Annotated in this window: 9 protein-coding genes; 2 read left to right on the forward strand and 7 right to left on the reverse strand. The window is 70.4% G+C overall.

From position 1 onward, the window contains the following. Positions 1 to 2: 2 nt before the first annotated feature. From ACIBH4_RS14735 to ACIBH4_RS14755, 5 genes are all read right to left on the reverse strand, one after another. Positions 3 to 833, reverse strand: coding sequence for a glycosyltransferase family 2 protein (locus tag ACIBH4_RS14735; protein ID WP_362514423.1), 831 nt, complete (start codon positions 831 to 833; stop codon positions 3 to 5). Positions 834 to 990: 157 nt separating this feature from the next. Continuing rightward, positions 991 to 2,118, reverse strand: coding sequence for a GNAT family N-acetyltransferase (locus ACIBH4_RS14740; RefSeq protein WP_362514425.1), 1,128 nt, complete (start codon positions 2,116 to 2,118; stop codon positions 991 to 993). 522 nt (positions 2,119 to 2,640) lie between these two features. After that, the gene (locus ACIBH4_RS14745; RefSeq protein WP_362769606.1) at positions 2,641 to 5,055 is read right to left on the reverse strand and encodes a sigma-70 family RNA polymerase sigma factor; all 2,415 of its coding nucleotides are present in this window, start codon (positions 5,053 to 5,055) and stop codon (positions 2,641 to 2,643) included. Positions 5,056 to 5,256: 201 nt separating this feature from the next. Further along, positions 5,257 to 7,041 carry a substrate-binding and VWA domain-containing protein gene (locus ACIBH4_RS14750; protein ID WP_362514431.1) on the reverse strand — a complete coding sequence of 595 codons (1,785 nt, stop codon included), beginning with the start codon at positions 7,039 to 7,041 and terminating at the stop codon, positions 5,257 to 5,259. Between the two features lie 419 nt (positions 7,042 to 7,460). Continuing rightward, complete coding sequence (locus ACIBH4_RS14755) at positions 7,461 to 8,093, reverse strand: hypothetical protein (RefSeq protein WP_362514435.1); 633 nt, start codon at positions 8,091 to 8,093, stop codon at positions 7,461 to 7,463. Positions 8,094 to 8,418: 325 nt separating this feature from the next. On the opposite strand from ACIBH4_RS14755, the gene ACIBH4_RS14760 reads away from it, so the two are divergent. Together ACIBH4_RS14760 and ACIBH4_RS14765 are read left to right on the forward strand one after the other, a co-directional pair. Then, positions 8,419 to 9,192 carry a DUF4184 family protein gene (locus tag ACIBH4_RS14760; RefSeq protein ID WP_362769604.1) on the forward strand — a complete coding sequence of 258 codons (774 nt, stop codon included), beginning with the start codon at positions 8,419 to 8,421 and terminating at the stop codon, positions 9,190 to 9,192. Further along, positions 9,185 to 10,087 carry an RNA methyltransferase gene (locus ACIBH4_RS14765; protein ID WP_362514441.1) on the forward strand — a complete coding sequence of 301 codons (903 nt, stop codon included), beginning with the start codon at positions 9,185 to 9,187 and terminating at the stop codon, positions 10,085 to 10,087. The genes ACIBH4_RS14760 and ACIBH4_RS14765 overlap by 8 nt, the downstream gene beginning before the upstream one ends. Here ACIBH4_RS14765 and ACIBH4_RS14770 read toward each other — a convergent pair. Beyond that, on the reverse strand, positions 10,071 to 10,475 hold the full coding sequence (locus ACIBH4_RS14770) for a RidA family protein (protein WP_362769602.1): 405 nt from the start codon (positions 10,473 to 10,475) through the stop codon (positions 10,071 to 10,073). The genes ACIBH4_RS14765 and ACIBH4_RS14770 overlap by 17 nt on opposite strands. 209 nt (positions 10,476 to 10,684) lie before the next feature. Then, positions 10,685 to 12,625 (reverse strand): allophanate hydrolase, encoded by a 1,941-nt coding sequence (gene atzF, locus ACIBH4_RS14775; RefSeq protein WP_362769600.1) that lies wholly within the window; start codon positions 12,623 to 12,625, stop codon positions 10,685 to 10,687. Positions 12,626 to 12,664 lie beyond the last annotated feature (39 nt).

Below are 12,664 nucleotides of genomic sequence, written 5' to 3' on the forward strand. Positions count from 1 at the left end.
GGTTACGCGGCACCCTGATCGGCGGCCGGAGCGGCGGCGGCCGGCTCGTGAACGGCGGGAGCCGGGTTGCTCCGCCACTCGCGGATGATGGTCTTCAGCACCCGGATGCCGTCGCGCACGGCGTGCAGGTTGCTCTCACCGTGAATGCGGCAGCGCTCGTGGCTGGGAACCTCGTGGACCTTGAGCCCGGCCTTGGCGGCGCGGACGTTCATCAGGGTCTCGATCTCGAAGCCGTCGCAGTCGAGGTTGAGGACGTCCAGATGGCGGGCCCAGAAGGCGTTGTAGCCGTAGCACAGGTCGGTGTAGCTGGTGCCGTACATCCTGTTGACCAGCGCGGTCAGCGACTTGTTGCCGAACTTGCGGATGAACGTCAGGTCGTCGCTGCCGCCGCCTGACGCGTAACGCGAACCCTTGACGAAGTCGGCGCCGGTGACCAGGGCGCCCACGAACTGGATGATCTCGCGGCCGTCGGTGGAGCCGTCGGCGTCGATCATCACGATGATGTCGCCGCTGCAGGCGGCGAATCCGTCCGTCAGCGCGTTGCCCTTGCCCTTGCCCGTCTGGTGGACCACGCGCACGTTGGGACGCAGTCTCTTGGCCACGGCGACGGTGTCGTCCTTGGAGTTGCCGTCGACCAGGACGATCTCGTCGATCCACTGCGGGATCGTCGCGAAGACGTGCGGGAGGTTCTCGGCCTCGTTCATCGCCGGCACGACGACGCTGACGGTCGGGGAGATCGCCATGTTGGGGGTGATGGGGGTGAACCGCTCGATGGGAGGCACCGCCCTCAGCGGTGGCTTGTTGTTGTAGTGCTTGGTGATCTCGGGACTCATTGTGACGGATGTCCTTCCGGGCGGTCGGTCGTCAGGGGCGACTTGGGCGGACGGACCCGGGGCCATGGCCGATCGAGACGATCGGCGAAAACGGCGAATGCGATGAGGGATGCATACGAGGGTCCTGGCGAGTGGTGTGGTGATGAACAGGAGCGGTCTAACCCACTCCCCACGGTTCCTTGACGACCGGGGTGCCTGATTGGTTCTGCGCGGGGGAGCGCATACGGCCGAAACCTTTCAGCACACGGTCAGCAAGCCTGTACAAATTCGGGCGATCTGTGACGATCGTTCGTGCCTTGTTGACCGGGGTGCGGCCGATCCAGTGGACGGCGGCGGCCGGGGAGGGACGCGACACGCGACCTTCCGCGACGAAGAGATCACCGCTTTTCAACCAGCTCTTGTACTCGCGTCCGCCCTTGCCCATGTCGACCTGCAGCAGCCCGGAGTTCGCGGCGTGCTCGGCCATGTGCAGGTGGTGCATGATCCCGGGGGAGTAACGCGCGAACTCGGTGTCGTAGGCCGGGAACCAGCCCACCAGCGTCGTCGCCGTCCGAAGGCCGAAGTGGCCGGCGACGGGCCTGTCTCCGGCGTAGACCATGGTCAGGACGCCCGCGAAACTCTCGGACCTCTCCGCGTGCATCTCGTCGAGCAACTGGACGATCCACGGCTGGGCGAAACGGTCGACCCGGCCCGTCCTGCGGTACTGGTCGGACTTCCAGTTGGTGAGGGTACGGAGCGTACCCAGGTCGGTCGAGGCCCACTCGAAGCGGATCTCACCCTGCTCGCGGCCGAGCTTGCGCTCCTTGTAGCGGACCGTCTTGAGATTCTTCGGCGAGTTGGCCTTCACCTGCTCGATGTAGGTCTCGAATCCCACGCTGAGGTCCATCACCGGAGCCGGTCGCACGTCCGACTCGTACGGCGCGAACGTCGGCTGGCCGGGGACGAGGTGGTCGAAGTCGAAGACGGAGAGCTTGCAGGCGCGCAGGAGCGTCCGGACGTCCAGCTTGAGGCCGGAGACCGCGATCAGCCCGTGGCAGGTGGTGAGGAAGCCGCCGAGAGGCTTGCCGATCCCGAAGCTGTGGCGCTCGTAGGGGAAGAACCCCACGATCTTGCCGCCGTCCTGGATGATCGCGACACGAACGTAGTCACGCAGTCGCCCCATGGCCAGGGTGAACTCCACGGAGAGGAAGGGGTTGTCCAGCGACGGGTCCGCCACCTGCAACTCCCGCCAGCGCGAGATTTCGGGCTCCCCGAGGTCTCCCGGGCGAACGATGACGATGTTCACCTTGACCTGGCCCCCTGTTCGGTCTGCAAACTCCCGCTCCCCCGATACAACACGCGTAGTACGTATATGAAGCCGCCGAGCACCGCGATGGTCGCGACTCCGGCGCGGGGCGACCATGCATCAAAGGTAAGCATGGCAGCGGCCAAGAGAACGTTTACGACCAGGCTCGCCGCTGCACCCACTGATAGTGCCGCAAGAGGGTCACGATCACGCAACAGTCCTACCACTGCGGCGCCGGGAACGACCAACAGGAACAGGGGCGTAAGGATCAATCGTAACGGAGTGTCCAGGTCGGCCAAGGCGATCACTGCCCCCGCCACGCACGCGAGGGTGAGTGCCCATCTGAGCACCCTGCGGTTGACCGACATCTTCCGAGCTCCTGGTTGGTAATGATGTGACTGATCGCGCTCTTCATGTGACCAATCACTCAACATGGACGTCAATGCCGACGCTCGGCACCAGTCCATGGTTTACCGGATCCCTGAGGGAAGTCTCGGTGTTAGGTAAAACGAGATGTGGGAGTCAGCCCGTCGCCTCCTCCGAACTCGCCCCGGCGGAGGGGGTCGGAGTCGGCTCGGGGGCAGGGTCTTCAGGGGGTGCGGAGGCATCTGGGTCAGGGCTTTCCCACGAAATCGCGCATCCAGCGTTGCCTCCGGCGGACTTGAACGCGACCCGCCCCGCACCGCTCTCCGACGGGTCCTTGGCAGTGACCCAAATCACGCCGCTCGCGCCCGCCTTCAACTGCCCGCGGACGGGGTGCACGGCGAGCCCGCCGGAGGTGGTCGCCGACCACGAAACCGTGGCGCCGCGAGCCGCGAGCCGGATCTGCCCGGCACCCTCCCCGATGTCGCGCGGGCACGAGACGTTCAGCCGTCCGGTCGCGGGCGGCGTGGTGGCGGTGCGGGTGGGGCGGGGCCGTCCCGCGGTGGTGGCGCGGCTCGGAGCCGGTCGCGCCACGGTGGCGGTGGGGGCGGCGGTGACGGGTGCCTCGCTCCTGCGGCTTCTCGTCGGCGTGGGCGTCGGCGCCGTCTCCGGGTCCTCCGACAGGGGGTCGGGCCCCGGCTCGGGCTCGGGCTCCAGCGTGATCAGCGCGGGTTTCGGTCCCGGCGCGGCCTGGGGGTCCCTCAACTCCCCGCCGGCCAGGTCCCCTCCGCCCACCACGACCACCGCCCCGGTGGCGGCCAGCACGCACACCGCCGCCAGCAACACCGGACCCCTGCGTCCGCGCCGCCTGCGCCGCTGCGCGGGGAGCGTCTCCGTGCCCCGCTTCCCGCCGCCGGGGAGTGTGGCACGCCGGACCTCGCCGTCCTCCGCCGATGACGTACGCCCGGCCCCCAGGTCTTCCCGCGACGCCGTACGCCGAGCCTCGGGAGCCCCCGCCGGTGGCGTACGCCGGGCCTCGGCGCCACCGTTCGGCGGGGTGCGCCAGGATTCGTCGTCCACCGGCCACGACGCGTGCCACGCCTGGTCGTTCGCGGGCGGCGCCCCCTCCCACGCCTGGTTGCCGGTGGAGGGTGTCGTCTGCCACGTTCGGTCGTTCGTGGGAGGTGTCGTGCGCCACGCCTCGTCCGCCGGGGGTGCCGGCCATGCCTCGGCGTTCGCGGTCGGCGTCGGCCACCCCTTGGCGCTCGCCAACGGCGCCGACCAGACCTCGATGTTCACGGGTGGCGGTGTGTGCCGCGCCTCGCCGTCCGCCTGCCGTGAGGTGTGCCGCGCCTCCGTGTCCGTCCACGGTGCAGCGCGGCCTGGCTCGCCGTCCGAGGGCGGCGCCAGAACGTATCGGGGGGCCGGCCCGCCCTCCGCGCGGTGCGGCCCGCCCTGGTTCTCCGGCCCCCACCACGTCGTGCCCGACCCGCCCTCGGCGGAGCGCGTCCCGGTCGCTGTGTGTCCCGCTCGCTCCTCCTCGTGCGTTGCCCCGGCCTGCGAAGCCCTCGCGCCCGTAGGAGGCGTTCCGGGGTCCGCGGGCGGCGCCGCGTGCCGGGCGCGGGTGCCCGCGGGCGGTGTGGCCGCGCTCTCGGAGGTTTTCTCGTCGCGTGCCCGCCTGCCGCCCGCGCTCCTCCTCCCGCCCCACCGGCGCCCTCCTGAACGTCGTTCGGCCGCCGTGGGGAAACCGGCCTTGTCGAAGCCGTTCTCGGCGGCGATGGCGGCGCGCTCCTCGCGCGACTCCGGGTTCACGCAGGTCTCGATCACCCGGCGGCGCAGCGAGAGCGGCGGGTAGGCCAGGGGGACGAGGTCCAGCAGCCGTCCGGCCGAGACGTGCCGGTCCCTGCGCTCGACGCAGACCTCGCAGCGGCCGATGTGGGCCGACAGGCGCCTGCGCAGCATCGTGGTGAGGGGCCCCTCCCACGAGTCCACCATCGCCGACAGGTCGGGACAGTGCGCCCGGCCGACCTTGGCGAGCACCACTGCGCCGGCCGCGTTCTCCAGGTGGTCGCGGACCCGGCCGAGCCTCGCGGTGACCTGGCGGGAGGTGAGCCCCAGCACCGCGCCGACCTCGCCGCTGCCGAGGTCGTGGCGGAGCGACAGTTCGAGCACCTCGCGTTCCTGGACGCTCAGCTCCGTCATCGCCTCGTGGACCAGGACCGCGAGTTCCCGCTCGCCGGGATCGTCGTGGATGTCGGGCGGTGGCACCGCTCCCCGAGGTCCGCCGTGCCCGGCGTCCGCGCACCGGATCCGTACGAGCGCGTACAGCCACGCGCGCAGGCGGCCGGGCTCGCGCAGGCGGTCCACGCTGCCCTGGGCCGCGACCAGGGCGTCGTGTACGGCGTCGGCGGCGGTCTCCCGGTCGCCCAGCAGCGAGTGGGCGTAGTCGTTGAGCCGTTCCGCATAGGAGTCGTAGAGGCTCGCGGGTGCCACTGGGTCGGCTGTGTCGGCACGCCGCAGCGCTTCAACGAGTCGTTGGTCGTCGGTCCGGCCGACGGTCGGCCATCCGGGCACGGATATTCCTCCCCCGTGAGACGGGCTCGTTCACGGGTTTCATCACTCGCCCGTTCCAGCCCACACGCGTAGGACGTCACCTCCCCGCGACTGGTTGACCAAAGGGGTCAATATCATGCCGATACGGTATGACCTGGGAAAACTGCTACGGCTGGTACCAATGTGGCACCAGCCGTACGAGATGAAAGTGATGCGGGAGGGTCAGCAGTTGGGAGCGCAGAGCCGGCGCTTCATGCCCTCCAGGAAGAACTTCCTGACCTCCAGGACGTCCTTGGCGATGTAGGCGTCACCGGCGGTCGCCTTGGCGAGGGCGTCCATCTGGCGCTTGCCCTTGGGGGCGTCGGGACCGAAGGCGATGATCAGGACGCTGACCGGCTTCTCCGGGTTGAACTGGTCCCTGAGCCGCTTCAGGATCTGCTGGTTGCTGATCCCGCCGTCCGGATCGTCGTTGCCGGCCCCGTCGGTGAGGATGAGCACCGTGTTGATCTTGTCGCTCTGGTACTCGTCGGTCATCTGCTTGTACGCGGCCGCGAGGGTGTCGTTGAGCCCGGTGTCACCGGTCGCCTTGGCCTGGGTCGTGATCAGCTTCTGGTTGATCACGTCCCTGCGCAGGACGCCGTTCATGTCCTCGGTGAGCGGGCCGACCGGGACCGTCTCGCGGTAGTCGACGCCCTGGCCGTTGAGATGGGTGGAGAACTCCCACAGTCCCAGCTCGCTGTTGGCGGGGAAGAGCTTCATCCCCTCGACGGCGATCCTGCTGATCGCCTGCATCCGGGTCAGGCCCGTACCGGGAACAGGGAGTGCCATGGTGCCCGAGACGTCCAGCAGGGTGAGGAGCCTCGTGCCCAGTTTGATCCGGGACCAGGTCTGGGACATCCTCGCGACGGTCTTGGCGTCGGGCGGCTCGATCGCCTGCGGCGCCTTGGCCTGGAAGCCGTCGGAGCCGGATATGGCCTTGCCGCCCTTGCCGTCCGGGGTACGGAACCCCTGGTCCTGCAGCGTCTTCTTCGACGCCTCGCTGCCGAGCTCCTTCTGGAACGCCTCGGCGGCCTTGCGGACGATGGCGTCCTTGGCGGTGATCACCACCGGGTAGTCGAGGTTGATGGTCCCCTCTGCCGGATAGAGCGGCACGGCCGGGACATCGGGCTTCTTGGCCTTGTTGAACGCCCAGACTCCCTGCTCCGAGGAGATGCCGAGCGGGGCCTTACTGCCCTGGACGCCGAGGCTGGACAGCAGCGCGTCCTGGTCGCGAACCGTCGACGTCGATCCCGACAGGCTCTTGAGCGCGCCGACCAGCTGCTCCTCGCCCGCGCCCGAGGCCGTGGCCACCCCGGCCGCCGCCAGGAGCGCGCCGAGCCCGGCGGAGTTGAGCGCGGGGTCCAGCACGAGCACGCGCACCTTGCGGCCGGGACCGTCCACGTTGGCCACGTTGGCGGCGTTGATCATGCCACCCCAGCTGGCCTCGCCGAAGCTCTTTTTCAGGCTCGGCACCACCGAGCCCGAGGCCACCATGACGATGGGGGACTGGGCGATGGACGCGCCCGCCTCGGGCACCTCCTCCACCCTCGCCCGCAGGTTCGTCACCCACAGCTTCGAGTCGGGGACCCACATGTCCATCGCGACGGCCTTGCCCCCGGTGAAGGAGGAGGCCACCGTCGCCGAGGTGCCCTTGGCCACCGTGACGGCGGCGCACCTGCCGTCGACCTGGTGGGCCGCCTTGTTGAAGCGCTGGGCGATCTGGGACAGGGCGGGCTGGATGTCAGGGGAGGCGGTGATCCGCAACGGGAGCGCCTCGCCCGCGCACCCGCCGTCACGGTCGCGGTTGATGACCACGAACGCGGCGACGCCGAGCAGTACCGCGAGGGCGACGGATCCGGCGAGTGGGACCAGCACCTTGCCGCGTCCTCCGCGCCTGCGCCGCGTCTGCTGTTCCCTGTACGGGGTGTAGCCGTCCTCGAGTTCATCTGTCCGGTGACGTCCGCCCACGATGTCCTCTTCGGTGTCGATGTCATGGAGCTAGCGGGTCACCCTATCGGGAGGTCGTCCGCAATATTCACGGAACTGTACTTGGAATGATTAGTGGGGCAAAAAACGCATTTCGGTGCGGTTGTTACCGTATGTGTTGATCATTGAACCCTGTGTCCGCGAAGGGCCGTCGACGATCGAGACAGCGAAGATCGCCTGGTCAGATAGCAGAAACAAAGGAAAGCCAACGGCAGGGGAACGAACGATCCGTGACCGAGGAGAGCGGACGATCGGCGACCGTGAACGGGTGGCCGGTGCCGATGGCCGGTGGCCGGAGGAGCGGGTGGTCCGCGACGGTGAACGGGTGGTCGGAGGAGGGAGTGGTCCGCGACGGCGAGCGAGCGGGTGAGAGCGCGGGCGATCCGCAACGGTGGGGGCGGTCAGTGGCAGCAGGAGTGCCCGTGCCACGCCCTGAAACCCTCGCGTACCGCCACCGCGGCGAGCAGGACCGCCATCGCGGGATCGACCCACCACCACCCGGCGGAGTTCAGTGCGAGCCCGGCCAGGACCCCCGCCGCGAGGAGGGCGCACATGAGGTTCTGCGTCCCCTCTCCCGCGGTCGCCGCCGAGTGCAGCCGGACCCCCAGTCGCCGCTTCGCCACCCCCAGGAACGGCATGCCGACCACGCTGACCGCCGTCACCGCGATCCCGAGCAGGCTCGGCACGGCCCGGTGGCCGGCGTCCAGGTCGTGCGCCACGTGCACCACCAGGTAGGGGGCGAGGATCCAGAGGCTGATCGCCACGGCCTTGCGGGCCCGCTCCTCGGCGTACGCGGAACCTGTCCTCGCCCCGGTGAACCGCCAGACCACGATCAGGCCGGCCGCCGCCTCCACCAGGGCCGACGTGCCCCAGCCGATGAGGGCGACCGAGTGCGCCCCCAGACCCGCGGCGATGCCGAGCAGACTCTCGGCGCCCAGCCAGACCAGGGTCACCAGGGAGAGGGCGCGAGCCCTGCGGGCGTCACGCAGCCACTCGGCGCTCGGCGGTGCCACCGGCACGATCTGATCGGTCACGACGGCCTCCGGTACCCGTTCGGCAACGCTGGGTAATCTATGCGTCACATGGTGTCGGAGTGTGGAGAAGTGGCGAAGCTCCTCACGGTGACGGCGGTGTGCCTCCCGCGTGGCGGACCACGTGCCTCCCTATGACGAACCGCATGACGGAACCGCATGGCGAACCGCGCGAACCGTGTGGCGGGACAGGCCGGTCGACCGGCCTGTCCCGCCGTAGGCGGGTCGTAGGAGGACGGCGGGTTTCGCGGGCCGGTGAAAGTCCGCGGTCCCGGCGCGGGCATGCCGCAAGATGGAGCTGTCCAGCAGATCGTCGGGAGGGAAATCCGTGCCGTTCACGCCCAGCCACGTCGCAGCCGTGCTGCCGCTGATCTCCTCGGAGCGGATGCGCCGGTTTCTCGACCCCTGGGCCCTCGCCCTGGGCGCGATGGTGCCCGATCTGCCGATCTTCTTCCCCTTCCTGCCCGACTACATGTTCTGGCACTCCTCCAGGGGCGTCCTCACGATCGACCCGTTCGCCGTCGTGGTGCTGCTCGCCGTCTTCCACCTGACGCTCCGCGACCCGCTGACCGCGCTCCTGCCCCCCTCCCTCGCCGGGCGCGCCGCCGTGCTGACCCCGGGGATGTACGGGCTGCGGCGGCTGCCCGCCGTGGTCGCGGGAGGTGTCGTGGGCGCCTTCACCCACAAGCTCTGGGACTCCTTCACCCATTCGTACAGCTCGGCCCTGTGGGGCTGGAGCTGGCTGGACGTCCGGGTGGCGGGAGTGATCTCCCTGTTCCGCCTGTTGCAGTACACCTCCACCGTGGTCGGCCTGGCGGTCGTCCTCTGGTGGGCCTGGCGCGGACTGAGTGCGATGGAGTCGCGGCCGGTGCCCGAACGGCTGCTCCTGCCCGCCGGTGAGCGTGCGGCCGTGCTCCTGGCCACCGCCATCTCGATCCCGCTGGGCGCGGTCGCCTGGGCGCTGGCCTTTCCCCCGGACACCAAAGCCGAGCTCGTGACGAGGCTGGGCGCGGGGGCGGTCGTCGGCTGCTCCGCGATGTTGCTCATCTACGCGCTGATATGGCAGCTCAGGCGGGTCATGGCAGTATTCGAGGGTGCCTGAAGCCATCGACCCCCACCTGGCCGACTACGCCAACCTGCGCGACGTCGAGCTGCGCAAGAGCATGGAGGCCGAGCACGGCCTCTTCATCGCCGAGGGGGAGAAGGTGATCCGCCGCGCCGTCGCGGCGGGCTACCCCGTGCGTTCCGTACTCCTCACCTCCCGCTGGGCCGGTCCCCTCGCCGATCTCCTCGACCCGCTCGGCGATCGGGTCCACGTCGTGGACGACGCCGTCATGGAGGAGGTCACCGGATTCCAGGTCCATCGCGGCGCCCTCGCCGCGATGGAACGCCTCCCGCTTCCCGAGGTGGAGGATCTCCTGTCCGGACGCGAGGCGCGAAGGGCTCCCGCCGGGCACGCGGTGCGGTCGGAGGGCGAGCCCGGGTCGGGCTTCCCGGCCCCGCGAGGGGCCTCCGCCGAGCCCCCGGCACCCCGGCGCGTCCTGATCCTCGAAGACCTCGTCGACCACGGCAACGTCGGCGCGATCTTCCGCTGCGCCGCCGCCCTGGGCGTGGAGGCGGTGATCCTCTCGCCGCGCTGCGCCGACCCCCTCTACCGGCGCTCGGTGAAGGTCTCCATGGGCGCGGTCTTCGCGATCCCGTACGCGCGGATGACCGACTGGTACGCCGGCCTGGCCGAACTGCGCGAGGCGGGTTTCCAGACGCTCGCCCTCACCCCCGACCAGTCCGCCACCCCCATGGACAAGGTCGCCATGGCCGACCGGGTGGCACTGCTCCTCGGTTCGGAGGGGGACGGGCTCTCCTCCCGTTGGCTGCGCGAGGCCGACGAGGCGGTCTGCATCCCGATGAGCCCGGCCGCGATGGACATGGGCGTCGACTCCCTCAACGTGGTGGCCGCCGCCGCCATCGCCTGCCACGGACTCATGCGCGCCGGTTGAGCGGATCTCCTCGCCGCGCGTCCACCTCGATCTCGATCTTCATGCGAGGGTCGGCGAGGCCGCACACGATCATCGTCGCGGCGGGGCGGACCTCGCCCAAGTGACGGCGCAGGGTCGGCCAGCAGGGCTCGAAGTCCTCGCGGTCGGGCAGCATGTATCGCACCCGGACGACGTCGGCGAACGAGCAGCCCGCCTTGGCCAGTGCTTCTCCGATGTTGCGCATGCACTGCTCTGCCTGCTCGACGACGTCGTCGGAGATCGTCATGGTCGCGTAGTCGTAGCCGGTCGTCCCGGACACGTGCACGCGGTCACCGTCGACCACCGCCCGCGCGTATCCGATCTGCTCCTCGAAGGTGGACCCGCTCAGGATCGCGAACCGTTCAGTCATGCGGAAAACCGTAACAATCTTCGTTGGTTCCCCAGGCAGGTTCGCCGACGGTCGTCCGAAACCCGCGATCACCAGGGCGCGGGCTCCGGACGACCGGGAAGCGGCCGTCGCCGGATCGTCGGGACCGTGACAGGGAGCCGGACCTTCAGGACCGTAACCGGACAGGGAGCCGGACCCTCAGGGCCATGGCCGGACAGGGAGCCGGACCCTCAGGACCGTGGCCGGGCGAGGAGATAGTCCGGCCAGCTGCCGTGGTGGCTGATGTCGGGGGCCTGCTCGGTGGCGTACGGCTCGCAGAGGAAGCCGTGCACCGCGCGGCCGTCGGTGAGTTCGATCGTGCCGAGGCCGAGGGGCGGAGCGGTCTGTGTCAGGAGGATGCCGAGTGCCGAGGGGGCCAGTTCGTACAGTTCGACCTCCACCGCGACCCCGCCGGAGGCCGAGCGGACCAGCCCCGGGAGTGGCATCTCGCCGCCCTCCAGGGCGTAGAGGCGGTAGAGGGGGGCCGTGAGGGCGGTTCCCAGGCCGGTGGCACCGAGGGAGGTGAGCCGGCCGTGCAACGGCTGGCCGTAGCGGTGCGCGCCGACCACGGCGAGCACCGTCCGCGCCTCGGCCTCGACTGCGTCTTCGGCCTTGACCTCGGCTTCGACTGCGGCCTCGGAGGCGCGGGCCGTCGCCGGTCGCGCCTCCGGAGCGTGGACGGTGCTCGCCGAGGCCGAGGTGGTCGCCGACCGTGAGTTCTGGACGGGGAGCGCGGGACCGCCGGTCAGGGCGTGGAAGGTGGCGCCGAGACCGGCGAGGAGTTCGTCGGAGCCCGCCGGTCCCAGGAAGGTGAGGCCGTGCGGGCGGCCGGTGGTCGTCGTCCCCGCGGGTACGGAGATCCCGGCGAGGTCGAGAAGATTGGTGAAGGTCGTGTAGTGGCCGAGGATCGTGTTGCGCTCGATCGGGCTTTCGAGCATCTCCGCGACGGTGAAGGTCGTGGGTATGGTCGGGACCGCGAGCACGTCCATCGACGCCCACGCCTCCCGGGTCTCCGCGTCCAGCGCGCGCAGGCGGTAAAGCCCCTCGAAGGCGTCCACGGCACTGAGCGCGCCGCCGCCGGACAGCACCTTCAGGGTGACGGGGTGGATCTCGCCGGGGTTGCGGGTGACGAAGTCGCCGACCGCGGCGAACCGTTCCGCGAGCCACGGCCCCTCGTACAACAGCCGCCCGGCGACGAGGAAGGGGCCGAGGTCGACGGGGACGAGCCGGTGGCCGAGGCCGCCGAGTCGTTCCACCGCCTGCGCGAAGGCCGTCTCGGCGGCGGTGTCGCCGAAGAACTCCGGGTCGCGCGGAACCCCGATCCGCAGCGGGGACGCGCGGGCCGGTACGGGGCCGGGGACGGGGAGCACGCGTGACCAGGGGTCGGTGGGTTCGAAGGCGGCGATGGCCGACAGGACGGCCAGGCCGTCGGCGGCCGAGCGGGCGAAGACGCTGGGGCAGTCCAGTGACGCGCACGCGGGCACCATGCCGAGGGTGCTGACGAGCCCTCGGCTCGGCTTGACCCCGACGGTGCCGGTGAGCGCGGCGGGTACCCGGCCGGAACCGGCCGTGTCGGTGCCGACGGCGAACGAGACCAGGCCCGCGGCCACCGCCACCGCGGAGCCCGAGCTGGACCCGCCGGAGATGAGACCGGGTACCAGCGGTGACTCGCACGCGCCGTACGGGCTGCGGGTGCCCGACAGACCGGTGGCGAACTGGTCCAGGTTGGTCTTGCCGACGAGGAGGGCGCCCGCCGCGAGCAGCCGCTCCACCAGCGGCGCACTACGCGCGGGGACGTAGGAGTAGGCCGGGCAGGCCGCGGTGGTGGGCAGCCCGGCCACGTCCACGTTGTCCTTGACCCCGAAGGGGACCCCGTAGAGCGGTGGGCGAGCGCCGGGGTCCGGCCAGCGGCGGGCCAGCTCGGCCGCGTCGCCGAGCAGGTCCGCCACCGGGCGCAGGGTGATCCACACGTGGTCGTCACCTCGCGCCGCGATCCGCGCGAGCACCTCCCCGGCGACGTCGGCGGGGAGGGCCGCACCGGAACGGTAGAGACCGGAGAGGCTCTCCAGGTCCAGCCGGGCCGTGTTCAGGGTGAGGCGGGGCATGCTGTCCGGATCAGGCGGAGTGTGCATATGCCTTTCCTGTGTACGTGGTTCGCGGGACGGTGTTCG

Origin of the sequence: Streptosporangium sp. NPDC050284 (genome assembly GCF_044459525.1) — a bacterium.
Lineage (GTDB): Bacteria > Actinomycetota > Actinomycetes > Streptosporangiales > Streptosporangiaceae > Streptosporangium.

Excerpts from the sequence above, each read along its gene's own strand:
- ACIBH4_RS14770 (WP_362769602.1), bottom strand. The coding sequence starts at position 10,475 with ATGACTGAACGGTTCGCGATCCTGAGCGGGTCCACCTTCGAGGAGCAG.
- atzF (WP_362769600.1), bottom strand. The coding sequence starts at position 12,625 with ATGCACACTCCGCCTGATCCGGACAGCATGCCCCGCCTCACCCTGAAC.
- ACIBH4_RS14735 (WP_362514423.1), bottom strand. The coding sequence starts at position 833 with ATGAGTCCCGAGATCACCAAGCACTACAACAACAAGCCACCGCTGAGG.